The 24,664-nt window shown below is 73.8% G+C and carries 18 protein-coding genes; 8 read left to right on the plus strand and 10 right to left on the minus strand.

Annotation, left to right across the window (positions count from 1 at the left end; all coding sequences use genetic code 11):
* Nucleotides 1-174 precede the first annotated feature (174 nt).
* Together ESG85_RS02625 and ESG85_RS02630 are read right to left on the minus strand one after the other, a co-directional pair.
* On the minus strand, nt 175-642 hold the full coding sequence (locus ESG85_RS02625; protein WP_128976371.1) for an NUDIX hydrolase: 468 nt from the start codon (nt 640-642) through the stop codon (nt 175-177).
* Nucleotides 643-690: 48 nt separating this feature from the next.
* Complete coding sequence (locus ESG85_RS02630; protein ID WP_128976372.1) at nt 691-1,224, minus strand: HPP family protein; 534 nt, start codon at nt 1,222-1,224, stop codon at nt 691-693.
* A 164-nt stretch (nt 1,225-1,388) separates the two neighbouring features.
* On the opposite strand from ESG85_RS02630, the gene ESG85_RS02635 reads away from it, so the two are divergent.
* The 4 genes from ESG85_RS02635 (at nt 1,389) to pepN (ending at nt 9,485) form a co-directional block, all read left to right on the plus strand.
* Nucleotides 1,389-1,937, plus strand: a complete 549-nt coding sequence (locus ESG85_RS02635; protein ID WP_128976373.1) for a CGNR zinc finger domain-containing protein — start codon at nt 1,389-1,391, stop codon at nt 1,935-1,937.
* Between the two features lie 249 nt (nt 1,938-2,186).
* Nucleotides 2,187-5,510, plus strand: a complete 3,324-nt coding sequence (locus ESG85_RS02640) for a S8 family serine peptidase (protein WP_128976374.1) — start codon at nt 2,187-2,189, stop codon at nt 5,508-5,510.
* A gap of 240 nt (nt 5,511-5,750) precedes the next feature.
* Nucleotides 5,751-6,767, plus strand: coding sequence for an aspartate-semialdehyde dehydrogenase (locus tag ESG85_RS02645; protein ID WP_128976375.1), 1,017 nt, complete (start codon nt 5,751-5,753; stop codon nt 6,765-6,767).
* Between the two features lie 141 nt (nt 6,768-6,908).
* Entirely contained in the window at nt 6,909-9,485 is a 2,577-nt protein-coding gene (gene pepN / locus ESG85_RS02650) for an aminopeptidase N (protein WP_128976376.1), read from the plus strand.
* A gap of 92 nt (nt 9,486-9,577) precedes the next feature.
* Here pepN and alc read toward each other — a convergent pair whose 3' ends face one another.
* Genes alc through ESG85_RS02670 form a run of 4 tightly spaced genes read right to left on the minus strand, consistent with a single transcriptional unit; the run spans nt 9,578 to nt 13,756 of the window.
* Nucleotides 9,578-10,747, minus strand: coding sequence for an allantoicase (gene alc / locus ESG85_RS02655; RefSeq protein ID WP_128976377.1), 1,170 nt, complete (start codon nt 10,745-10,747; stop codon nt 9,578-9,580).
* Between the two features lie 60 nt (nt 10,748-10,807).
* Nucleotides 10,808-11,740: a LysR family transcriptional regulator gene (locus ESG85_RS02660; protein WP_128976378.1), complete on the minus strand. Its 933-nt coding sequence runs from the start codon at nt 11,738-11,740 to the stop codon at nt 10,808-10,810.
* 10 nt (nt 11,741-11,750) lie between these two features.
* Nucleotides 11,751-12,794, minus strand: a complete 1,044-nt coding sequence (locus ESG85_RS02665) for a DMT family transporter (protein ID WP_128976379.1) — start codon at nt 12,792-12,794, stop codon at nt 11,751-11,753.
* Nucleotides 12,795-12,799: 5 nt separating this feature from the next.
* Entirely contained in the window at nt 12,800-13,756 is a 957-nt protein-coding gene (locus tag ESG85_RS02670) for an EamA family transporter (RefSeq protein WP_128976380.1), read from the minus strand.
* 223 nt (nt 13,757-13,979) lie between these two features.
* On the opposite strand from ESG85_RS02670, the gene ESG85_RS02675 reads away from it, so the two are divergent.
* Nucleotides 13,980-14,477 carry a MarR family winged helix-turn-helix transcriptional regulator gene (locus tag ESG85_RS02675; protein ID WP_128976381.1) on the plus strand — a complete coding sequence of 166 codons (498 nt, stop codon included), beginning with the start codon at nt 13,980-13,982 and terminating at the stop codon, nt 14,475-14,477.
* A gap of 227 nt (nt 14,478-14,704) precedes the next feature.
* Here the strand turns inward: ESG85_RS02675 and ESG85_RS02680 are convergent, their stop codons facing one another.
* Genes ESG85_RS02680 through ESG85_RS02690 form a run of 3 tightly spaced genes read right to left on the minus strand, consistent with a single transcriptional unit; the run spans nt 14,705 to nt 17,530 of the window.
* On the minus strand, nt 14,705-14,953 hold the full coding sequence (locus ESG85_RS02680) for a hypothetical protein (protein ID WP_128976382.1): 249 nt from the start codon (nt 14,951-14,953) through the stop codon (nt 14,705-14,707).
* A 20-nt stretch (nt 14,954-14,973) separates the two neighbouring features.
* Nucleotides 14,974-17,340 carry a 4-alpha-glucanotransferase gene (gene malQ, locus ESG85_RS02685; protein WP_128976383.1) on the minus strand — a complete coding sequence of 789 codons (2,367 nt, stop codon included), beginning with the start codon at nt 17,338-17,340 and terminating at the stop codon, nt 14,974-14,976.
* 1 nt (nt 17,341) lies between these two features.
* Entirely contained in the window at nt 17,342-17,530 is a 189-nt protein-coding gene (locus ESG85_RS02690) for a hypothetical protein (RefSeq protein WP_128976384.1), read from the minus strand.
* A 360-nt stretch (nt 17,531-17,890) separates the two neighbouring features.
* On the opposite strand from ESG85_RS02690, the gene ESG85_RS02695 reads away from it, so the two are divergent.
* Entirely contained in the window at nt 17,891-21,097 is a 3,207-nt protein-coding gene (locus ESG85_RS02695; protein ID WP_128976385.1) for a glycoside hydrolase family 84 protein, read from the plus strand.
* A 195-nt stretch (nt 21,098-21,292) separates the two neighbouring features.
* On the opposite strand, the gene ESG85_RS02700 is transcribed toward ESG85_RS02695, so the two are convergent.
* Nucleotides 21,293-21,856, minus strand: coding sequence for an HNH endonuclease (locus ESG85_RS02700; RefSeq protein ID WP_128976386.1), 564 nt, complete (start codon nt 21,854-21,856; stop codon nt 21,293-21,295).
* A 226-nt stretch (nt 21,857-22,082) separates the two neighbouring features.
* On the opposite strand from ESG85_RS02700, the gene ESG85_RS02705 reads away from it, so the two are divergent.
* Both ESG85_RS02705 and ESG85_RS02710 read left to right on the plus strand, forming a co-directional pair.
* The gene (locus ESG85_RS02705) at nt 22,083-23,177 is read left to right on the plus strand and encodes a mechanosensitive ion channel family protein (protein ID WP_128976387.1); all 1,095 of its coding nucleotides are present in this window, start codon (nt 22,083-22,085) and stop codon (nt 23,175-23,177) included.
* Between the two features lie 301 nt (nt 23,178-23,478).
* Nucleotides 23,479-24,645 carry an ROK family transcriptional regulator gene (locus tag ESG85_RS02710; RefSeq protein WP_181018942.1) on the plus strand — a complete coding sequence of 389 codons (1,167 nt, stop codon included), beginning with the start codon at nt 23,479-23,481 and terminating at the stop codon, nt 24,643-24,645.
* Nucleotides 24,646-24,664: the final 19 nt, after the last annotated feature.

The following is a 24,664-nucleotide window of genomic DNA, read 5'->3' on the forward strand; positions in this document are numbered from 1 at the left end:
GGCGACGGCGGGCGCGGCGAGCGCGGTCGCGGCGAGGCCGGCCACCAGGCCGGCGGCGGCGACGGTGCGGGCGGCTGACATGCGGACTCCCCTGATCGTGGTGCTTGCGGTCACGGGAGGGGACCGGGGGCGGCCCGCGGAGGGTTGAGGCCGGTCCTGACGGTTGAGCCGTTTTCAGCCGTTCGCCGGATCGGAGAGGTGGGAGTGGCCGGTGGGGGGCCGGTCGCGCCACAGCTGGAGGCCGATGTCGACGAGCTCGACGCGGTGGAGCGAGGGCACGGAGTCGAGCGGGTGCCAGGCGGCGAGGTCGGTGGAGCCGCCCTGCTCGTTGCGCAGGGAGCCGCCGGTGATCCCGGCCTCGTAGATGATCCTGAGGCCCTGCCAGTCGAGGCTTCCGCCGAGCCGGCCCGGCCGCTCGCGGCGGATGGAGTCGATGCCGAGCAGGGCGACGACCTCGGCGTCGTACCCCGTCTCCTCCTCGACCTCCCGCACGACGGTCTCGACCGGCAGCTCGCCGTGGTCCATGCCGCCGCCGGGCAGCGTCCACCGCCTGACGCCGCCCCCGTCCACCCAGCGGGCGAGCAGGATCTCGCCGTCCCGCACGCACACGGCGTAGGCCGCCACCCTCAACTCCGTTCTCATACGGCGAGGTTAGGCCGTCCCGTTCGGATCTTGGCCGGAAAGGGCTCTCTAGGTCCAGTACGCCGGGTAGCGGCGGCCGGTGAGGCGGGCGCCGGCCAGGCCGGTGGCGACGAGGAGGAGGGAGGCGAGGGCGAGGAGGCCGAGGAAGGTCCAGAACGGCGGATTCTGGACGGTCACGATCACGGCGGTGGCCGCGGCGGGCGAGTGGGGGGTGCGGGCGGCCGCCATCACACCGAGGGCGAGACCGCCGGCGAGCGCGGCGCCCCACAGGCCGGGGCCGGTGACCGCGAGCACGGCGAAGCCGGTGAGCGCGGACAGGAGCTGACCGCCGACGACGGAGCGGGGCTGGGCCAGCGGCAGGTCGGGCGCGCCGGCCACCAGCGCCATGCTCGCGGCGAGCGGCGGGATGAGCAGCGGCTGGTGCAGGACGCTGCCGACCGCGACGAGCAGGAACAGGGCGGTGACGCTGACCGCGGTGGACGCGAGCAGCACCCGCGGCCGGGGCCGAGGAGGCGCGACGACGGACCGGGCGGGGGTGACCGGGGCCGTCGCGGACGTCGGGGCGGCCGGAGTGGTGGTCATGCGCGGTCCTTCGCGTCGGAGGGAGGTACGGACGGGCGGGTGAGCGGACCGAGGATGGGCTAACCGCTGATCGCGACTTTAGAGGTTAGATCCGGCCCCATGCAACCGCTCACGTACCCTTGAAGGGTTAGTCCGGAATTCGTCCTTCGAGGAGGCCGCCCGCCATGACCGCCACCGCCACCGATCCGCGGCCGCTCACCGGCGAGCCCCTCTCCCTCGACCTGCTCAACACCCGGTGGATGGCGGACGGCGTACGCCAGGACCTGCTCACCGACACCGACGGGCTCACGGTCTGGCTCGTCTCCAACGGGCTCGACGGGCGCTTCGCCGCCGACGCGGCGACCCTGCGCCACACCCTCGTCGCCCGCGACGCCCTCGCCGCGCTCGTCGACCGGCCCGGCGACGCCGGGGCGACCGCGGCGGTGGACGCCGTGCTCGGGCACGGCCGCATCCGGGCCACGCTCACCGCGGACGGCCCGGGCGAGACGGCGGAGTTCACGGATCCCGCGTACGGGCCCGGCTGGACGGCCGCGCGCGACTACCTCGACCTGCTCCGGACGAACCCCGACCGCATCCGCGCCTGCGCGCACGAGGCGTGCATCCTGCACTTCTTCGACACCTCGCGGAACGGCACGCGCCGCTGGTGCTCGATGGCCCTGTGCGGCAACCGGGCCAAGGCCTCGCGCCACTACGCCCGCACCAAGGACAACTAGGCCACGACCAGGCCGCCCCTTCCGGGTCCCGGCCCGGGTCCGAACGAAGCGGCCTGGCCCGGCACTTCGCGAGAACGCCCCCGTTAGGGGCGTTTCGTCCCTCATGGCGCACGGTCCGCAGTGGCGGATGTGCGCCATGCGCGCATTCCGCCGCCCGCGAACTCTCCCCAAAACCCTCCCTCTTGCGAAAGGCTGAGCGGTCATCCGGTACCGAAATCCGGACTCTCTCTTTTCACAACAGGGATGTAAATGACCACCCCCGAAACCCAGAGCTCCATACCCGGGCGCTCGACCACCGGGACCAGACGCGCGGCCCGCATCGCCGCCGCCGCCGGACTCGTGACCGCGCTGGTCGCGACCGGCGCCGCCCCGGTTCTGGCCGCCGACGACCCGGCGACCACCCCGGCGACCACCGCCAAGACCGCCGACGCGGGCGACAAGCTCGGCGCCACCGACGCCCAGCGCCTCTCCGAGGCCGAGGCCGCCGACGCGCCGCACGTCACCGTCCTGGTCGCCACCGCGCCCGGCGCCACCGAGCAGGTCGCCGGCCAGCTCGACGCCGTGCCCGGCGCCTCCGTCGGCCGGCGGGACGACAAGCTCGGCTACGTCCGCGCCACCCTGCCGACCGGCAAGGCCCAGGCCGCCATCAAGGCCGCCACCAAGCTCTCCTCGGTCCAGTCGATCGACCTCCAGGCGGAGATCGAGCTCGACGACCCGACCCCGGACGCGGGCACCACGGGCGCCGTCGACGGCACCACCGTCAAGCGGACCTACCCGGCGCCGTCCCGCAAGACCCCGGCGAAGAACCCGTACAACCCGTCCCACGAGACCGGTGCGGTCGACTTCGTCCAGGACCACCCCAAGGCCGACGGCCGCGGCGTGACCATCGGCATCCTCGACTCCGGCGTCGACCTCGGCCACCCGGCCCTGCAGAAGACCACCACCGGCGAGCGCAAGATCGTCGACTGGGTCACCGCCACCGACCCGCTGACCGAGGGCGACGGCACCTGGCGTGCCCAGATCACCCCGGTCGCCGGTCCCGTCTTCACCGCGGGCAACCAGAGCTGGAAGGCCCCCGAGGGCTCCTACAGCTTCAGCGTGTTCCGCGAGTCGGTCACCGCGGGCGGCGACCCCAAGGGCGACATCAACCGCGACGGCGACACCACCGACGTCTTCGGCCTGCTCTACGACGCCGCCGCCGGCACCGTCCGGGTGGACTCCGACCAGAACGGCGACTTCACGGACAACGCTCCGATGAAGCCGTACAAGGACGGCAACCAGGTCGGCTACTTCGGCACCGACAACCCGGCCACCGAGGTCGTCGAGAAGACCCCGTTCGTCGTGCAGATCCGCAAGGACGTGCCGATGGACCCGCTGGGCGGCACCTGGGTCGGCAAGAAGGCCGACTTCGTGAACGTCGGCCTCGTCGAGTCCTCGCACGGCACCCACGTCGCCGGCATCACCGCCGCCAACGGCCTGTTCGGCGGCAGGATGAACGGCGCCGCGCCCGGCGCGAAGATCGTCTCCGCCCGTGCCTGCACCTGGACCGGCGGCTGCACCAACACCGCGCTCACCGAGGGCATGATCGACCTCGTCGCCAACCGCGGCGTCGACATCGTCAACATGTCCATCGGCGGTCTGCCGCTGCAGAACGACGGCGACAACGTCCGCGCCCGCCTCTACACCCGTCTCATCGACGAGTACGGCGTGCAGCTGGTCATCTCCGCCGGCAACGAGGGCCCCGGCATCAACACGATCGGCGACCCCGGCCTGGCCGACAAGGTCCTGTCGGTCGGCGCCGCCGTCTCCAAGGAGACCTGGGCCGCCAACTACGGCTCGGCGGTCGAGAAGAAGTACGCCATGTTCCCCTTCTCCTCGCGCGGCCCGCGTGAGGACGGCGGCTTCACCCCGACCATCTCCGCCCCCGGCTCGGCCGTGAACACCATCCCGACCTGGCAGGCCGGCGCCGGTGTCCCCGAGGCCGGTTACGACCTGCCCGCCGGCTACGGCATGCTCAACGGCACCTCGATGTCCTCGCCGCAGGCGGCGGGCGCGAGCGCGCTGCTGATCTCCGCGGCCAAGCAGAAGCGCATCGCGCTCTCCCCGAACACCCTGCGCACCGCGCTCACCTCGACCGCGAAGCGGATCCCCGGTGTCGCGGCCCACGAGCAGGGCGCCGGCCTCATCGACATCGAGGAGGCCTGGGAGTCGATCAGGGACGGCGCCACGGCGCACGACTACAAGGTCGAGGCCCCGGTCGACACCGTGATCTTCCCGGCCCCCCACACCGGCACCGGTGTGTACGACCGCGAGGGCGGCCTCAAGGTCGGCCAGAAGAAGGTCTACGAGGTCACCGTCACCCGTACGAGCGGCCCGAACCGTGCCATCGAGCACGAGCTGGACCTCAAGTACAACGACGGCACCTTCCGCATCCTCGGCGACGACGAGGTCCGCCTGCCGCTGAACAAGCCGGTCACCGTCCGGCTGGAGGCCCGCCCGAAGACGGCCGGCGTGCACAGCGTCATCCTGGAGGCCGACGACGAGCGCACCGAGGGCGTCGACAAGCAGATCCTCGCCACCTCGATCGTCTCCGCGAACCTGACCGCCCCGAGCTACGGCTTCACCGCCTCCGGCTCCGTGCAGCGCAACAGCCACAAGTCGTACTTCGTGACCGTGCCGAAGGGCGCCAAGACCCTCGAGGTCGCGATCGGCGGGCTGAAGGCGAAGAGCCAGACCCGGTTCATCACCCAGCACCCGTACGGCGTGGCCCTCGAGGACAACGCGACCAACCAGTGCTACCCGCACTACAACCCGGCGAACACCTGCCGTCCGGACGTGCGCTCCTACGCGAACCCGATCCCGGGCGTCTGGGAGATCATCGTCGAGTCCCGCCGCACCTCGCCGGACCTGGACAACCCGTTCACCCTGAACGTGTCCGTGCTCGGCGCCGACTTCGACCCGGCGGTGCAGACCGTCGCCGAGGCGAAGATCGGCACCCCGGCCGCCGTGCAGTGGAACGTCGCCAACGGCTTCGCCGCGCTCGACGGGCGTCTGAAGGGCGGCCCGCTCGGCTCGCGGAAGTCCGAGACGGCGACCATCCAGCACCACGAGCAGCAGATCAAGACCGTCACCATCGGTGAGGGCGTGGAGCGCCTGGACATCGCCATCGGCAACACCTCCGACCTGGCCGCCGACCTCGACCTCACGGTCCTGCTCGGCGACGAGCAGGTCGGCCAGTCCGCCGACGGCGACTCCGAGGAGTCCGTCACGCTGCTCAAGCCCGCCGCGGGCACCTACACCGTCGTCATCGACGGCTACTCCGTGCAGGCGGCCGGCGGCACCAGCTACGACTACAAGGACGTGTACTACTCGTCCGCGCTCGGCACCGTGAAGGTCGACGAGTCGAAGCAGGTCAAGCTGGCCAACGGCGGCACCGCCCAGGTCGCCGCCGAGGTCGTGGTGAACGCCGCCGCGCCCGAGGGCCGGCAGTTCTTCGGCCAGGTCCAGCTGCTGAACGCGCGCGGCACCGCCGCGGGCACCGGCAGCGTCGTGATCGAAAAGGTCACGCCGTAACCGGCCGGCGATGAGGCGGGCAGCCTCGTCGTCACGATGAGGCGGGCAGCCTCGTCGTAACAAGGGTCACACTCCCGCATGGGAGTGCCGGGGGCGGGCACCGGAACGGTGTCCGCCCCTTCGGCGTCTTGACAGCTGCCGGAACCGTCCCGCCCCTTGGACAATGAACTGGACAAGGCGCCCCCGGCCACACGCATGATGGACGCGGCACCACCCTGCACACACATTCGGAGGACCCCCGTGAAGGTCGGAATCGTCGGAGCCACCGGTCAGGTCGGCACAGTCATGCGCAGGATCCTGGTCGAGCGGGACTTCCCGGTGACCGAGCTGCGCCTGTTCGCCTCGGCCCGCTCCGCCGGCACCGTCCTGGACGGCGTCACCGTCGAGGACGCCGCCACCGCCGACTACACGGGCCTGGACATCGTCCTCTTCTCGGCCGGCGGCACCACCTCCAAGGCCCTCGCCGAGAAGGTCGCCTCGCAGGGCGCCGTGGTGATCGACAACTCCTCCGCCTGGCGCCGCGACCCCGAGGTCCCGCTGGTGGTGTCCGAGGTCAACCCGCACGCGATCAAGGACCGCCCCAAGGGCATCATCGCCAACCCGAACTGCACCACCATGGCCGCCATGCCGGTGCTCAAGCCGCTCCACCAGGAGGCCGGCCTGACCGCCCTGGTCGCCACCACCTACCAGGCCGTGTCCGGCTCCGGCCTGGCCGGTGTCGCCGAGCTGGACGGCCAGGTCAAGGCCGTCGCCGGGGGCGCCACCGCGCTCACCCACGACGGCGGGGCCGTGGAGTTCCCCGAGCCCGGCGTCTACAAGCGCCCGATCGCCTTCAACGTGCTGCCGCTGGCCGGCTCGATCGTCGACGACGGCTCCTTCGAGACCGACGAGGAGCAGAAGCTCCGCAACGAGTCGCGCAAGATCCTGGAGATCCCGGACCTCAAGGTCTCCGGCACCTGTGTGCGCGTGCCGGTCTTCTCCGGCCACTCGCTGCAGGTCAACGCCCGCTTCGAGCGTCCGATCAGCGTCGAGCGCGCCTACGAGCTCCTCAAGGACGCCGAGGGCGTCGAGCTCTCCGAGATCCCGACCCCCCTCCAGGCCGCCGGCAAGGACGCCTCGTACGTGGGCCGCATCCGGGTCGACGAGACCGTCGAGCACGGCCTGGCGCTGTTCCTGTCGAACGACAACCTGCGCAAGGGCGCCGCTCTGAACGCGGTGCAGATCGCCGAGCTCGTCGCCGCCGAGCTGAAGGGCTGACACCCGGACGTACGCATCGAGGGCGGCCACCCGTGGGGGTGGCCGCCCTTTCGGCTGTTCGCCCTGGGAAATGGACCGTGCGCCGCCCGCACACCCCGTGGAAGGATGAGCCAAACGTCACGAAACCGAGGAGTTGACCGGGTGCCTGGCACGAACCTGACCCGTGAAGAGGCGCAGCAGCGGGCGAAGCTGCTGTCCGTGGACGCGTACGAGGTCGAACTGGACCTCACCGGTGCGCAGGAGGGCGGCACCTACCGGTCCGTCACCACCGTCCGCTTCGATTCCGCCGAGGCCGGTGCCGAGACCTTCATCGACCTGGTCGCCCCCGCCGTCCACGAGGTGGTGCTCAACGGGCACGCCCTCGACGCGGCCGCCGTCTTCCGGGACTCCCGGATCACGCTGCCGCAGCTGCGGGAGGGCCGCAACGAGCTGAAGGTCGTCGCCGACTGCGCGTACACCAACACGGGTGAAGGCCTGCACCGCTTCGTCGACCCCGTCGACGGCCAGGCCTACCTGTACACGCAGTTCGAGGTGCCGGACGCCCGCCGGGTGTTCGCGTCCTTCGAGCAGCCCGACCTGAAGGCGACCTTCCGGTTCACCGTGAAGGCGCCGGAGGGCTGGAGCGTCATCTCCAACTCGCCCACGCCGGAGCCGAAGGACGGCGTGTGGGCCTTCGAGCCGACGCCGCGGATCTCCACGTACATCACGGCGCTGATCGTCGGCCCGTACCACGCCGTGCACTCGACGTACGAGGGCCCCGGCGGCCAGGTCGTGCCGCTCGGCATCTACTGCCGTCCGTCGCTGGCCGAGTTCCTGGACGCGGAGCACATCTTCGACGTCACCCGTCAGGGCTTCGGCTGGTTCCAGGAGAAGTTCGGCTACGCCTACCCGTTCGCCAAGTACGACCAGCTGTTCGTGCCGGAGTTCAACGCGGGCGCGATGGAGAACGCGGGCGCGGTCACCATCCGCGACCAGTACGTGTTCCGGTCGAAGGTGACGGACGCGGCGTACGAGCGCCGGGCCGAGACCATCCTGCACGAGCTCGCCCACATGTGGTTCGGCGACCTCGTCACCATGGAGTGGTGGAACGACCTGTGGCTGAACGAGTCGTTCGCCACCTACACCTCGGTCGCCTGCCAGGCCGCCGTCAAGGGCACCCGCTGGCCGAACGCCTGGACCACCTTCGCCAACGCGGAGAAGACCTGGGCCTACCGCCAGGACCAGCTGCCGTCGACGCACCCGATCATGGCGGAGATCAACGACCTGGAGGACGTGCTCGTCAACTTCGACGGCATCACCTACGCCAAGGGCGCCTCCGTCCTGAAGCAGCTGGTGGCGTACGTCGGCCAGGACGAGTTCTTCCAGGGCGTGCAGGCGTACTTCAAGCGCCACGCCTTCGGCAACACCCGCCTCACCGACCTGCTCGGCGCGCTGGAGGAGACCTCCGGGCGTGACCTGAAGGCCTGGTCGAAGGCCTGGCTCGAGACCGCGGGCATCAACATCCTGCGGCCCGAGATCGAGACCGACGAGAACGGCTCCGTCACCTCCTTCGCCGTCCGCCAGGAGGCACCGGCGCTGCCGGCCGGCGCCAAGGGCCAGGCCGTGCTGCGCCCGCACCGCATCGCGATCGGCTTCTACGACCTGGACGCGGCCGGCAAGCTGGTGCGCACCGACCGTCTGGAGCTGGACATCGAGGCGGCCGAGCTGACGGCCGTCCCGCAGCTCGTGGGCAAGAAGCGCCCGGCCGTGGTGCTGCTCAACGACGACGACCTGTCGTACGCGAAGGTCCGTCTCGACGAGGTGTCCCTGAAGAACGTCACCGCGCACCTCGGCGACTTCACCGACTCGCTGCCGCGGGCGCTGTGCTGGGCCTCGGCCTGGGACATGACCCGGGACGGCGAGCTGGCCACCCGCGCCTACCTGGACCTGGTGCTCTCCGGCATCGCCAAGGAGACCGACATCGGCGTGGTGCAGTCGCTGCAGGGCCAGGTCAAGGCGGCCCTCGAGCTGTACGCGGCGCCGGAGTGGCGCGCCGAGGGCCTGGCCCGCTGGGGCGCGGCCGCGCAGGAGCAGCTGCGTGCGGCGGCCCCGGGCAGCGACCACCAGCTGGCGTGGGCGCGGGCCTTCGCGGCGACCGCCCGCGAGGACGCGGAGCTGGACCTGCTCGCCGGCCTGCTGGACGGCAGCGAGGTCATCGACGGCCTGGCCGTCGACACCGAGCTGCGCTGGGCGTTCGTGCAGCGGCTCGCGGCCACCGGCCGGTTCGACGAGCCGGAGATCGCGGCGGAGCTGGAGCGGGACAGGACCGCCGCCGGAGAGCGGCACGCGGCCACGGCCCGTGCGGCCCGCCCGACCGAGGCCGCCAAGGCCGAGGCGTGGGCGTCGGTCGTGGAGTCCGACACGCTGACGAACGCGGTGCAGGAGGCGGTGATCGGCGGCTTCGCGCAGGCCGACCAGCGTGAGCTGCTGGCGCCGTACACGGAGAAGTACTTCGCCTCCATCAAGGGCGTCTCCGAGACCCGCAGCCACGAGATCGTCCAGCAGATCGTGGTGGGCCTCTACCCGACCCTCCAGGTCTCGCAGGCGACCCTGGACGCCACGGACTCCTGGATCGCGGCGAACGACCCGTCCCCGGCGCTGCGGCGCCTGGTGACGGAGTGCCGTGCGGGCGTCGAGCGTGCCCTGAAGGCGCAGGCGGCGGACGCGTCGGCGGCCTGACGGCGCATGCGGTGAGGTGAGGGGCCCCGGACCGATGTCGGTCGGTCCGGGGCCCCTCCGTCATGGGGGCGCGGAGGCGCCGCGCGCGGTGCTCAGTCCGTCAGGCGGGCGTGGCGCGCGCGGAGTCCGGCCGCGCCGTCCGCCGTCAGACTGCCGTGGAGGCGCATCCGGGCGATGCCGCCGTCGGGGAAGGCGTCGAGGCGGACGTGGGTGACGACGGCGTGCGCGGGGAGCGCGAACCGGTGGAGGGTGTCGGGCTGGAGGCGGGTGCGCGGAATGATCTCGAACCACTCGCCGGCTTCGCCGTCGCGGCCCTGGAGGGCGATCCAGCCGGCCGAGTTGCCCTTGAGGTAGGCGGTGTCGATCTCGACCGCGCGGACGGCGCCCTGGGCGGCGAGCCGGAAGCGTACCCAGTCGTGGGTGCCGCGGACCCGGCGGCGGCGGTTCTCCCAGCCGTCGTCCATCTTGCGGGAGGTGCCGGGCAGGATGATCTGGGTCGGCGAGGAGTAGAAGCGGTCGGAGGCGTCCTCGTACACACCGCCGTTGACCACGGCGATCAGGTCGAGGGTGCCGAGGACGGCGAGCCACTCGGGGTCGGGGACGACCTCGCCGTGCACCCGGAGACGGGCGATGCCGCCGTCGGGGTGCTGGCGGAGCCGGACGTGGGTGTAGCGCCGCTCGGCGTCGACGGCGAAGCCGTTGGCGGCGTGGCCGCGGACGGGTGTGGGCGGGACGAGCTCCTCCCACTTCGCGTCGAGGAGCTCCTCGGGGCTCGGTGAGCCGTCGACGGCGGTGGCCTGGACGCTGACGCGCTGCGGGTAGTTGCCGCGGAAGTGGGCGGTGTCGACGACGATGCCGCGGATGACGCCGGGGGCGCCGAGGCGGACGATCGCCCAGTCGTGGTCCTCGGGCGAGGGGAACGGGTGGGCGGCGTCGGCGCCGCGGCGGCGCCGGGTCTCCCAGCCGTCCATGATCTTGCCCTTGTGGCCGAAGTGCTCGGGGTCGAAGACGGCGCGCTCGCGGACGAGCAGGTTCTCGCGCTCGGCGAAGAACTCGTCGTTGGCGGCGACGACTCCGGCGCCGAGGCGGCGGTCGGCGAGGTCGACGAGCTCGGTGAAGGGGAAGTCGCCGGCGCGGTAGTCGGCGTACGGGTCGCCTCCGGCGTAGGGGGCGGCGTCGTTGGCGTGCGGGTCGTCGGTGAGCGTCCCGGGTGCGTCGGGGGCGGTGGTGTCCTGGGTGGGGGCGTCGGCGTCGTGGCTCATGCCTTCGACTGTGCCGCCGCACTTCCTCCCGGGTCCATCGAATGTTTTCGACGGTTGTCTTCAGCTCTGCTGAACGGTCTCGCGCTGTGCGGCGGCCTGCCGGAGCGCCGCCAGGACCTTGGCCACGGCGGGACCCTCCTCCGCCCCGCGCCGTACCGCCGCGACGACGTGGCGGCGCGGCTGGTCGGCGGAGAGCACCCGCATGACGACTCCGGAGCCCGCTCCCGTGCGCCGCTCGGCGGCGGCCATGCGGGGCACCAGGGCGACGCCCATCCCGGCCTCGACCAAGGCGAGGATCGCGGTCCAGCCGGCCGCGCTGTGCGCCTGCTCGGGCACGAAGCCGGCGGCCTCGCAGGCGGCGGTGGTGATCTCCGACCAGGGTCCGGAGCCGCCGAAGATCCAGGGCTCGGCGGAGAGGTCGGCGAGCCGCAGGCCCGGGGAGCCGGCGAGCGGGTGCCCGGCGGGCAGGGCGACGTCCAGCGGGTCGGCGAGCAGCGGCACCCGGCTGAACCGGGCGTCGCGGGCGGTGGGCGCGTGGGCGGCGAGCGACAGCGCCAGGTCGACCTCGCCGGCGGTGAGCAGCTCGTACGCCTCCGCCGCCTCGGCCTCGCGGATCCGGACGTCGAGCCCGGGATGGACGGGCCGCAGGGCCTGGACGGCGGGGACGACGAGCGCGGGCACGGCGGTGGAGAACGCGGCGACCCGCACCCGTCCGGCCTCGCCCCGCAGATAGCCGTCGAGCTCGGCCTCGGCCCGCTCCAGCTGCGCGAACACCGCCTCGGCGTGCCGCAGCACGAGGTGAGCGGCGTCGGTGAGCCGCACCCGCCGCCCCTGCGCCTCCAGAAGCGTCACGCCGAGCTGCCGGGAGAGGTTGGTGAGCTGCTGCGACACGGCCGAGGGCGTCATGAGCAGCGCCTCGGCGGCCGCGGTGACGGTCCCGCGGTCCCGCAGCGCCCGAAGGATCCGCAGCTTCCTGATGTCCCACTCGGTCATGCAGCGCAACCTACCGGGCCGAACTCAGCGCGACTCCGCCCAGGATCAGCGCCATGCAGGCGATGCCGGTCGCGCCGAGCCGTTCGCCGAGCAGGGCGTACGAGAGGAGGGCGACGCAGACGGGCTGGAGGTAGTAGACGGCGCCGGCGCGGGCGGCGCCGATGAGGGTGATCGCCTTGTTCCAGGCGAAGAACGCGACGGCGGAGGACATGACGCCGACGTACAGCAGGGGGCCGACGGTGCCGGTGGTGGCCGGGAAGCCGCCCTGGACGGCGACGGAGACCGCGTAGGCGGGCGCGAGCATCAGGGCGCCGAGCACGAAGGTCGTGAACAGGAAGGCCGGTCCGTCGATGCCGGCGGGCCTGCGCTTGAGCAGGGCGCTGTACGAGGCGAAGGACAGCGCCGCGGCGAACATCCACAGGTCGCCGGCGGCGAGGTCGACGGTGAGCGACCCCTTGCCGACGAGCAGGAGCACCCCGAGGGCGGCGGCCGACATCCCGAGGACGCGGCGGGCGCCGAGCCGTTCGCCGCCGAGCCGGGCGTACACCGCCATGATGACCGGCGAGGCGGCCATGATCATGCCCATGTTGCCGGCCGAGGTCGTGAGCCCGGCCTGGTGGACCAGGGTGTTGTAGAGGGCGACGCCGAACAGCGAGGCGAGGGCGACGAAACCGAGGTGACGGCGGATCAGCCGCCGCTGCCGCCAGAACGGGCGGGCGGCGAACGGGGCGACGGCGGCGAGGGCGATGATCCAGCGCCAGAAGACGGCCTGGACCGGTGGGACCGAGTCGGCCATGTCGCGCGTCGCGACGAAGCTGCCGGACCAGACGACGGTGGCGAGCAGTGCCAGCAGCACGCCGAGGCCGGCGCCCCGCGCGAGCTTCCTCGCGGGCGCCGGCCTCTCGGTGGTGGCGATGGTGGTGGTGCCTGTCGCAGCGGGTGCGGTGGCCGCAAGGGGGGCGGCCTGGGGGGTGGTCGGAAGGGGGGCGGCCTGGGGGGTGGTCGGAGGGATGGTCGGAGGGATGGTCGGGTGGCGGGCGGTGGTGGGGGTCATGCGGCCTACCGTCGCACCGCCTGAACCTCCAGGTCCATCGAAAGTTCCTGAGCGTTCTTTTCGGCTTCCCTGAACGATTCCACGGAGGCGGAGGCCGCCGGCTGCTTCGCCGGGGGGTTCAGCTGGCCGACCAGGGTGGCGCCGAAGGCGATCACCATGCCGAGGAGCTGGACCGGGCCGAGCGCCTGGCCGAGCGCGGCCCAGCCGATGACCGCGGCGGTGATCGGCGAGAGCGGGCCGAGCAGGGTCACCGAGGAGGCGCTGAGCCGCTCGATGCCGCGGAACCAGAGGAAGTACGAGATCGCGGTGTTGCCGAAGGCGAGGTACGCGTAACCGGCCAGGCTGCCGCCGGTCAGCGCGGGCGGCGCGCCTTCGAGCAGCAGGGCCGGCGGCAGGATGATGAGGCCGCCCGCGGTGAGCTGCCAGCCGGTGAGCGCGAGGGCGCCGACGCCCTCGGGGCGGCCCCAGCGCTTGGTGAAGACGGTGCCCGCCGACATCGACAGGGCGGAGAGCAGTCCGGCGACGACGCCGATGGTGTCGAGCGCCGCGTTCGCCTTGAGGACCACGAGGCTGACGCCGAAGGCGGCGGCGATGGCCGTGAGCAGGGACTTCACGGTGGGCTTGTCGCCGAGCAGGAGGGCTGCGAGGCCGACGACGAAGAGCGGACCGACCGAGCCGACCACGGCGGCGACACCACCGGGCAGGCGGTAGGCGGCCAGGAAGAGCAGCGGGAAGAAGGCGCCGATGTTGAGGCCGCCGAGGACCGCCGCCTTCCACCACCAGGCGCCCCGCGGCAGCTTGCGGGTGAGGGCCAGGAGCAGGAGCCCGGCGGGCAGGGCCCGCATCAGACCGGTGAAGAGCGGCCGGTCGGGCGGCAGGAACTCCGTGGTGACGTAGTAGGTCGAGCCCCAGGAGACCGGGGCGAGGGCGGTCAGGGCGATGGTGGCGGCCTTGCGGGACATGACGGTTCCCCCCTGCGCTGGACGGACCGGGCCGGGCACCCGGACTGACTTGGCGGTAATTAACTTAGCACTAAGCTACTTGCTGGCAAGCGGGTTAGCTGGAAGTGGCTTGAATGCGAGTCACTTGATGGTGAGTGACTTGGCGGTGAGTGACTTGTCGGTGAGTGACTTGGTGGTGAGTGACTTGCTTGCGAGTCACTCACCAGGCGGGGAAACTGGCGCCATGGACAACCACGACGCCGTCGACGCCATCGCCGACCAGTGGGCCCGCGTGCGGCCCGACCTGGACAGCCTGCCCATGGTCGTGTTCGGCCGGATCTACCGGCTCGCGGCCGCCATGCGCGGCAAGGTGGACAAGGCCTACGGGCAGTACGGCGGGATGTCGCTCGGCGAGTTCGACGTGCTCGCGACGCTGCGCCGCTCGGGCGAGCCGTACACCCTCTCACCCCGCGAGCTGACCGCCACGCTGATGATCACCACCGGCGGGATGACGGGCCGGCTCGACAAGCTGGAGCGGGCCGGACTGCTCACCCGCAGCCCCGACCCGAACGACCGGCGCGGACTGCGGGTCACGCTCACCGAGGAGGGCCTGGAGCTGGTGGACCAGGCCGTGGGCGCCGGACTCGCCCAGCAGCGCGCGGCCCTGGAAGCGGCGCTCACCCCGGAGGAGGCGGAACAGCTCTCCGGGCTGCTGCGCAAGCTCCTCGCGACGACGGCCTGAGGCGGGGACGCGGCGGGGACGTGCCGGGGCCGCGGCGGGGCGGGACCGGGCCGTCCGCCCGTACGGGGACCCTGTCCGCCCGTACGGAGACCCGTCCCCCGTACGGAGACCCCGTCCGCCCGTGCGAAGCCGGCGACGCCCCGTACGAAGACACGCGAGGGCGCCGCGCGGTGACGTGCACCGCGCGGCGCCCTCGGTGAAGCAGGGTGAAGAAGAGGACCCGCGTCCTACTTGGCCTTGACGGCCTTGACGCGGTCCTTGGACCTGTCGAGCACCATCACCAGGCCGGCGATGACCAGGAACAGCGCGAGCGGGAGGGCCACGAACAGACCGAGGGTCTCGACGACCTCCAGCTTGGGGGCCGGGTCGTCACCGTCGTCGCGGGTCAGCGCGAGCGCGGGGGACGACATGAGCAGCATCATCAGCGTCGTACCGGCCGCGACGGCGCCGGCGCGCAGGGCGTTCTTCTTGTCCACGGTGCAAAAGTAGCGAACACCTAAACGGGCCGCGCGCCCGGGGGTGCCGTACGGGCCCCGACCCGCTCCGCGAGCGACCGCAGCAGGTCGTGCGCGCGGGCCGAGGAGGCCAACCGCTCCAGGGACACCGGCTGCCCGTCGGAGCCCGCCACGGGCAGCCGCCAGTTGGGGTACTGGTCCCAGGTGCCCGGCAGGTTCTGCGGCCGGCGGTCCCCCACCGCGTCCGGCAGCCACACCCCGACCATCCGGGCCGGCGTGGCCGCCAGGAAGCGGTGGAAGGCGCGGATCTCGGCGGGTTCGTCGCCCGGCCCCTCCGGCAGCAGGTCGAGCCGCTGGAGCACGCCCAGCCACTCGGCGGTCTCCGCCGCGTCCCGGGCCCGCTCCCGGTCCAGGTCACCGGAGAGCAGGCCCAGCCGATGGCGCAGCGTCACGTGGTCGCCGGAGAGCCGGGCCGCGGTCGACGGCAGGTCGTGGGTGGTGACGGTGGCCACGCAGTCGGCCCGCCACTCCTCCGGGGCCAGCGGACGGCCGCCGCCGGCCCAGTCCCGCTCGAACCACAGCACCGAGGTGCCGAGCACCCCGCGCCGCGCCAGCGCCTCCCGTACGCCCGGCTCGACGGTCCCCAGGTCCTCGCCGACCACGGCCGCGCCGGACCGGTGGGCCTCCAGGACGAGCACGGCGAGCATCGCCTCGGGGTCGTAGCGGACGTACGTGCCCTCGGTCGGCTCGCCGCCCTCGGGCACCCACCACAGCCGGAACAGGCCCATCACGTGGTCGATCCGCAGCGCGCCCGCGTGCCGCAGCAGTTCGCGCAGCAGACCGCGGTACGGCGCGTAGCCCTCCGCCTCGAGGACGTCGGGCCGCCAGGGCGGCAGGCCCCAGTCCTGGCCGCGGGAGTTGAACGCGTCGGGCGGCGCGCCCACCGACATGCCCGCGGCGAAGACGTGCTGCTGCGCCCAGGCGTCGGAGCCGTCCGGGTGCACGCCCACGGCCAGGTCGTGCACGATCCCGACCGCCATCCCGGCCCGCCGGGCGGTCAGCGCCGCGTCGGCGAGCTGCCGGTCCGTCAGCCAGGCGAGCCGGCAGTGGAAGTCGACGCGGGCGGTGAGCCCGGCGTCGGCCCGGACCGCCGCAGCGGCCGAGCGCGGGTCGCGCAGCTCCTCGGGCCAGCGGCGCCAGTGGTGACCGTGCCGCTCGGCGAGCGCCTGGTAGGTCGCGTGGTCCTCCAGGGCCCGGCCGCGCTCGGCCAGGAAGTCGCGGTAGTCGGCCCGGCGGCCGGGCCCGAGCTCCACGGTGTGCACCAGCTCCAGGGCCCGGCGCTTCACCTCCCACACGGCGTCCCGGTCGATCAGGGCGCCCTTGCCGAGCACCTGTTCGCGCAGCTCGGCGGCGTCGGCCAGCACCCGGTCGAGCTCCTCGCGGCGGCCCGGGTCGACGTGTCCGTACTCCGGCACGTCCTCGATCCGCAGGTGCACCGGGTCGGGGAAGCGACGGGAGGACGGGCGGTAGGGCGAGGGGTCGGTGGGCGCGCCGGGCACGGCCGCGTGCAGCGGGTTGATCTGCAGGAAGCCCGCGCCGTGCGTACGGCCCGCCCAGTCGGCGAGCTCCCGCAGGTCACCGAGGTCGCCCATGCCCCAGGACCGGCCGGAGAGCAGCGAGTACAGCTGGACCAGCAGGCCGAAGGCCCGCCCGTCGGGGCCGGGCACGCGCGCGGGGGCCACGATCAGCGTGCTGGTGGAGCGGCGCCCGTCGGGAGCGACGGCGACCAGCCGGTGCACGCCGAGCGGCAGGCCGCTCCAGTCGGGGCCGGTGACGGTCCGTCCGTTCTCGGTGGTGACGGTGAGCCGGGTCCCGGCGGGCAGCCCGCGCGCCGACGGGAGGAACGGCGCCCGGCGGGACCGGTCCTCGGGCACGGCCTCGCCGTGGGACACGGCCTGGGCCTGGGGCACGGCCTGGGCCTGGGGCACGGCCTGGGCCTGAGGCACGGCCTGGTCCTGAGGCACGGCCTGGTCCTGAGGCACGGCCTGGTCCTGAGGCACGGATTCGCCCTGGGGAACGGCCTGGTCCTCGGGCACGGCCTGGTCCTCGGGCACGGTCCGCCTCCGCGCCCGGCCCGCGCCCTCCCGCTCCTCCCGCTCCTCCCGGGGCTCGTCCCGCTCCGGCTCCTCCTCCCGCCACAGCACCACGGTGGCCGGCAGCAGCCGCTCCCGGTCCGCCCGTTCCGCCGCTTCGAGCGCCGTGGCCAGCGCCTCCGGGGTGGACGCGTCGACGTCCAGGGCGCGCAGTACGGCCACCACGGTGGCCTCGGGCACGGTCACCGTGACGCCCTCGGAGGGGGCGTACTCGGTGGCGACACCGTGCAGGGCGGCGAGACGGGCCAGGGTCACGTCACACTCCGGGGGACTCCGAACCGCCCGCGGTGGCACGGGCGGTGGGTTCGCTGGTGAGGGGCGCCGCCTCGACGAGGGGCGGCTCGCTGGTGAGCGGTGCGGCGTCGGCGAGGGGCGGCTCGCTGGTGAGCGGCGGGCCCTGCCGCGGAATGCGTATCCGTTTGGAGGTGGGGTCGGTCGTGGTCACGGGGTCTCCGGTTCGTCTCGACAGGTGGGACAGCACGAGGAGCCCTACCCACGGATCCCCGTTTTACCGGCGGAAATCGGCGAAAGCGCGCCACCTCGCCGAAACGCCGCCGGGCAAAGCCGACACTTCGACCACGTGCATTGACACCCCGTCGGCTCGGATGGTGGGCTCGTCATCGAATCGTGACCAACGGGCAGGACGACCGGCGGCCGGACCGCCGGCGGCCGGACGGCCAACGGGCCGGAAGCTCGACGGTCGGACGGCCGCGGGTCGACGACCGACAGGTCGGACGGCCGGCGGGCCGTCGCGGCCGAGGACCGAGAGGAGTCCCGCGTGCCGAAGGGCGGAGAGGAGTCGCGCGTGCGCGTCGGACGCAGGAAGCGGACGGCGACGGCCGTGGCCGCGGCCGTCATCGGCGGACTCCTCGGCGGTGTCGTGCCCGGTGCCGCCCACGCCGCGCCCGTCTCCCCCGTCGCCACGCCCGACCGGCAGCCCGCCGCGGTGCCTCCGGTGTGGCCGCGACCCCAGTCCCTGACCGCCGCGGGCGAGGCCGTACCGCTCGGCACCGAGGTGACCCTGCTCGCCGCGCCCGAGGCCGACCCGTACGCCCTGACCGCCCTGCGCACGCTCCTGCGGGCCGCCGGGGTGCGCACCGTGCACGAGGCGCTGCCCGGCCGCGGCCCGGTCCTGCGGGTCGGCGACAGCCTGGAGACCGAGAAGGCCCTGCGCGCCCTGGGGGTGCCCGAGCGCGGGGACCTGCCCGACGGCGGCTATCGCCTCGCCACCGGCCGGCTCCAGGGCCGGGACACCGTCGTCCTCGACGGCGTCGGCGACGACGGCCTCTTCCACGCCGTCCAGACCCTCCGTCAACTCGTCGGACTCGTCGGGCACGTCGGGCACGTCGGCGGCACCGTGCGGGTGCCCGGCGTGGTCGTCCGCGACTGGCCGGCCGGTGCCGTGCGCGGCATGACGGAGGGCTTCTACGGCCGCCCCTGGACGACCGCCGAGCGGCTCGCCCAGCTCGACTTCATGGGCCGCACCAAGCAGAACCGTTACCTGTACGCGCCGGGCGACGACCCGTACCGCCGGGCGCTGTGGCGCGAGCCCTACCCGGCCGCCGAGCGGGCCGCGTTCCGCGAGCTGTCCGCGCGGGCCGCCGCCAACCACGTCACGCTCGCCTGGGCCGTGGCCCCCGCCCAGGCGATGTGCCTGTCGTCCGACGCCGACGTGAAGGCACTCACCCGGAAGATCGACTCGATGTGGGCGCTCGGGGTGCGCGCCTTCCAGCTGCAGTTCCAGGACGTCAGCTACAGCGAGTGGCACTGCTCCGACGACAGCGACACCTTCGGCAGCGGTCCCCGGGCCGCCGCCCGCGCGCACGCGCGCGTGGCGAACGCCGTCGCCGCCCACCTGGTGGAGCGGTATCCGGGCGCGGCCCCGCTGTCGCTGATGCCGACGGAGTACTACCAGGACGGCGCCACCGACTACCGCACCGCGCTCGCCGGCGCCCTCGACGCGCGCGTGGAGGTCGCCTGGACCGGCGTCGGCGCCGTGCCGCGCACCATCACCGGGCGCGAACTGGCCGGCGCCCGTGACGCGCTGCGCCACCCGCTGCTCACCATGGACAACTACCCGGTCAACGACTACGCCCAGGACCGGCTGTTCCTCGGCCCGTCGACCGGCCGCGAGCCGGCCGTGGCCGCCGGGTCCGCCGGGTTCCTGGCCAACGCGATGGAGCAGGCCGCCGCCTCCCGGGTGCCGCTGTTCACCGCCGCCGACTTCGCCTGGAACCCGAAGGGCTACCGGCCGCAGGAATCCTGGCAGGCGGCCGTCGACGAGCTCGCGGGCCCGGATCCGGCCGCCCGGGAGGCGCTGCGGGCGCTGGCCGGGAACGGCGCCTCGTCGCTCCTCGCCCCGAACGGCGAGTCGGCCTATCTGAAGCCGCTGGCCGCCGCCTTCTGGGCGAGCCGCGGCCAGTCCGACCCGGCCGTACGGGAGAAGGCGGCGCGCGAGCTGCGGGCCGCGTTCACGGTGATGCGGGAGGCGCCCGCACGCCTGGAGGACACCGCGGGCGGCGCGCTGGGCGACGAGGCGGGGCCGTGGCTCGACCGGCTCGCGCGGTACGGGGCGGCGGGCGAGACGGCCGTCGACATGCTGGCCGCGCAGGGGCGCGGCGACGGCGCCGCGGCCTGGCGGTCCCAGCTCGACCTGGAGCGGCGGCGCGCGGAGCTGCGGCCGGGCGGTGTGACGGTCGGCAAGGGCGTCCTCGACGGCTTCCTCGTCCGTGCGGTGTCGGAGGCGGCGGCGTGGACGGGCGCCGACCGGGCGCAGCGGGGCGGGCAGGGCCGTGACGCGGACGCCCGGCCGGAGGCGGCGGTGGACGCGGCGCGCGGCACGTACACCGTGCGGCTCGACCGCTCGCGGCCGGTGGAGACGGCCACGGTGATGACGGACCCGGTGGGGCCCGGGGAGCCGTCCGGCGGTACGGGCGAGCCCGGCGGCACCGCCGAAGGCGCCCCGGCCGGCTTCCTCGAGGCGTTCGTGCCGGGCGAGGGCTGGCGGCGGATCGGCGCGCTGGCCGCCTCCGGCTGGACCCAGGCGGATCTGAAGGGCCTGCGGACCGAGGCGCTGCGCATCGTCTGGACCGGCACCGGCGAGCCGCCCCGGGTGCGCTCTCTGGTGCCGTGGTTCGCCGACGAGCCGCGCGCCGGGCTGGAACTGGCCCGTGCCGAGACGGACGCCGAGATCGGGGGCCCCGCCCAGCGGGTGGACGTGACCCTGGAGGGGCGGCGCGCGGCCCCGGTGCGCGGCGCCCTGGCCGCGCGGGCGCCCCAGGGGATCGCGGTGCGGCTGCCGAAGGAGGCCGTGGTGCCGCGGGGCACCCGGACCACGGTCCCGCTGGAGGTGTCGGTGGCGGCGGACGTGCCGGCCGGCTCGTACGAGGTGCCGGTGTCGTTCGCGGGCGAGGAGCGGGTCCTGACGGTGCGGGCCTTCCCGCGTACGGCGGGCCCGGACCTGGCCCGTACGGCCACGGCCTCCTCCTCGGGCGACGAGACGCCCGACTTCCCCGCCGCGCTCGCGGTGGACGGCGACCCGGCCACGCGCTGGTCCTCGCCGGCCGAGGACGGGGCCTGGTGGCAGATGGAGCTGGCGGAGCCGGCCCGGATAGGGCAGGTGGTGCTGCACTGGCAGGACGCCTACGCCTCCCGTTACCGCATCCAGGTCTCCGCCGACGGCCGCACCTGGCGTACGGCCGCCACGGTCCGCGACGGCCGGGGCGGACGCGAGTCGGTCCGCATGGACGCGGCGGACACCCGCTTCCTGCGCGTGCAGGGCGACGGGCGGGCGACGCCGTACGGCTACTCGCTGTGGTCGGTGGAGACGTACGCCGTGGCGGGCACGGCGACGGATCCGGGGGCGGGCGGCGCGACGGGAACGGCGGGAGGCACGGCGACGGACCCGGGCGCGGGCGCTGGTACGGGCGCGGCGGCCGGCGCCGGGACCGGGACCGGGGGCACGACGGAGGCGGAGTCGGAGCCGGGCGCGACGACACCCGGCTCCCCATAGCGGCTTCCCGGACCAGCCTCCCGGCGCGCGGCCTCCCCGAGCGGCCTCCCGGCGCGCGGCCTCCCCGAGCGGCCTCCCGGCGCGCGGCCTCCTGGAGCGGCCGTCCGGAGTGCGCCGTACGCGCACCCGGCGTGCCCGGCGCGCCGACCGCCGCCCCCGCGCGAGGCGGGCGGCCGGATACGCGAAAGGCCCGGCTCAACCCGTCGTCAGCACCTCCTGAGGAGTGCTGCCGACGGCGTCGATCCGGGCCATGGCGTCATCCGCGCCGTACGGCTGGAGGTACGGCAGCCAGCGTGGGTCGCGATGGCCGGTGCCGATGATCCGCCAGGCGAGGCCGGTCGGCGGCGCGGGTTGGTGCCGCAGCCGCCAGCCGAGCTCCCGCAGGTGCCGGTCGGCCTTCACGTGGTTGCAGCGGCGGCAGGCCGCCACGACGTTGTCCCAGGCGTGCGTGCCCCCGCGGCTGCGCGGAACGACGTGGTCGACGCTGGTTGCGACGCCACCGCAGTACGCGCAGCGCCCGCCGTCGCGGGCGAACAGGGCTCTGCGGGTCAAGGGAACGGGCCCCCGGTAGGGGACCCGCACGAACCGTTTGAGCCGCACCACACTGGGCGCGGCGATGACACGGCTCTCGCTGTGCAGGAAGGCGCCGGATTCCTCGAGGCAGAGTGCCTTGTTCTCCAGGACGAGGACGAGCGCGCGGCGGAGCGGTACGACGCCGAGCGGCTCGTACGACGCGTTGAGGACCAGGACGTGCGGCACGGATGCCTCCTATGACGCCGGCGGCGCGTGGCTCGCGCCGGGACGAAACTGCAACCAGTCTCTCCTCCTGCCCTGCCGGTGCGCCACCACGTGGAGGTAACGGCCCTGAGGTGTTCTCGACCACATCGGCGGGCGTACGGGAGTCTTCCCCGGCCGCGAGCCGTCCTTCCTTGTGCACGAGCGCGCGTACGGCGACGGGGGCACCCCCTGTCCCCCGCTAGTGTGGATGAATTGCGAACGCCTTCCTGGAGGTCTCCCCGTGCTCTGGTCCGCCCCGCCGACCGACGATCCGCAAACCGTCCCGGTGACGCTGGACGAGGCGGCGGAGAAGGCGACGAACGCCGCGGGCTGGGTGGAGCAGAACTGGGCCACCTGGCTGAACACCGGTCTGCAGATCCTGCTCATCCTGGTCGTGGCGCTGACCCTGCGGATGCTGGTGCGCAAGGCGCTGACGAAGCTGATAGCGCGGATGAACCGCTCGGCGCAGGCGGTGGAGGGCACGGCCCTCGGCGGTCTGCTCGTGAACGCGGAGCGCCGCCGGCAGCGCTCGGAGGCGATCGGTTCGGTGCTGCGCTCGGTGGCGTCGTTCCTGATCCTGGGCACGGCCGGACTGATGATCCTGGGCGCGTTCAAGATCGACCTGGCGCCGCTGCTCGCGTCGGCGGGTGTGGCGGGCGTCGCGATCGGTTTCGGTGCGCGGAACCTGGTCACGGACTTCCTGTCGGGCGTCTTCATGATCCTGGAGGACCAGTACGGCGTCGGTGACTCGATCGACGCGGGCGTGGCGTCCGGCGAGGTCATCGAGGTGGGTCTGCGCGTGACGAAGCTGCGCGGCGTCGACGGCGAGATCTGGTACGTCCGCAACGGCGAGATCAAGCGCATCGGCAACCTGAGCCAGGGCTGGGCGACGGCGGCGGTCGACGTGACGGTCCGGCCGACGGAGGACCTGGACCGCGTCCGCGAGGTCATCACCGAGGCGACCGAGGCGATGTCCAAGGAAGAGCCCTGGAACGAGCGCCTGTGGGGCCCGGTCGAGGTCCTGGGCCTCACCGAGGTCCTGCTGGACTCGATGACGGTCCGTGTCTCGGCGAAGACGATGCCCGGCAAGAAGCTGGGCGTGGAGCGCGAGCTCCGCTGGCGCATCAAGCGCGCGCTGGACCGGGCGGGCATCCGCATCGTCGGCGGCATCCCGCCGCAGGCGGAGGAGCCGGCGAAGTCGGACCCGACGGCCGGCATGGCGGCCCCGTCGGTCTTCGCGTCGCCGTCCTCCCCCCAGTCGGCCGCGGCGACCCCCCTGCCGAAGCCGGACATGAGCAAGTAGTCCCCTCCCCCGCACCCCGAAGGGGCGCCCCCGCCGAATCCCCGGCGCGGGCGCCCCTTCGCCGTACGGCACCGCATCGTCGTCGCCGGGCCGGTCACGACCGCTCCGTCGGGATCCGGCCGCCGTTCAGGGGCCGTACGCGAAGTAACCGCCTGCTACGAGGTATTGACCAGCCGTCCGGCTTCGCCGTACCGTCCTTTCACGCCAATAGGAAACTTTCCTAACAGTAGACCCAGGCAGGGGGAGCGTCTTGGCCGGTACGACCCCGGGTACGCCCGGTACCCCGCGTGTGCTGCGCGCCATGAACGACCGGGCCGCGCTCGATCTGCTGCTCGCGCACGGGCCCCTGTCGCGGACCCGGATCGGGAAGCTGACCGGGCTGTCCAAGCCCACCGCCTCGCAGCTGCTCGCGCGGCTCGAGGCGGCCGGGCTCGTCGTCGTCACCGGGACGACCGAGGGACGGCCGGGACCCAACGCGCAGCTGTACGGGGTGAACCCCCGGGTCGCGCACGCGGCCGGGCTCGACGTCAGTCCCGTACGGGTGCGCGCCGCCGTCGCCGACATCACCGGCGCGGTCGTCGGGGAGTTCCGGGTGCCGACGCCCGGCCGCGGCGGGGACGACGTGGTGCGGCAGGTCGCCGACGCCCTCGGCGGGGCGGTCAAGGACGCCGGGCTCTCCCTCTCCGACGTCCACCGCGTCGTCATCGGCACGCCCGGCGCCTTCGACCCGGCCACCGGGCGGCTGCGCTACGCCTCCCACCTGCCCGGCTGGCACTCCCCCACCCTCCTGGAGGAGCTGGCCGTCGCCCTGCCGATGCCGTTCGAGTACGAGAACGACGTCAACCTCGTCGCCGTCGCCGAGCAGCGGCTCGGCGCCGCCCGCGGCCACGAGGACTTCGTGCTGCTGTGGAACGAGGAGGGCATCGGCGCCGCCCTCGTCCTCGGCGGCCGGCTGCACCGCGGCTTCACCGGCGGCGCCGGCGAGGTCGGCTTCATGCCGGTGCCCGGCACCCCGCTCGTCCGGCAGGTCGCCAAGGCCAACTCCGGCGGCTTCCAGGAACTCGCCGGCGTCCAGTCCGTCCCCCGGATCGCCAAGGCCGTCGGCATCCCGACGCGCGAGCAGCCGTACGTCGAGACCGCCGCCGCGCTGCTCGCCCGCGCCGCCGAACTGCACGCCGAGGACGAGCGCCACGGCCGGCTCCTCGACGTCTACGCCGAGCGGCTCGCGACCGGGCTCGCCGCCCTCGTCGCCGTACTCGACCCCGAGCTGATCGTCCTGTCCGGCGCCGCCGTCAGCCCCGGCGGCGAGCCGCTCCGCTCCCGCGTCCAGGCCCAGCTCGCCGACCTCGCCGCCTCCCGGCCGCGGCTGGTCCTCGCCGAGGTCGACCGGCACCCGGTGCTGCGCGGCGCGCTCGAATCCGCCCTCGCCGCCACCCGCGACGAGGTCTTCGACACCACCGCGCGGTAGGCCGCGCCCGGGCCGCCCA

Source organism: Streptomyces roseicoloratus (assembly GCF_004117935.1).
In the GTDB taxonomy this organism is placed as follows: Bacteria; Actinomycetota; Actinomycetes; order Streptomycetales; family Streptomycetaceae; genus Streptomyces; species Streptomyces roseicoloratus.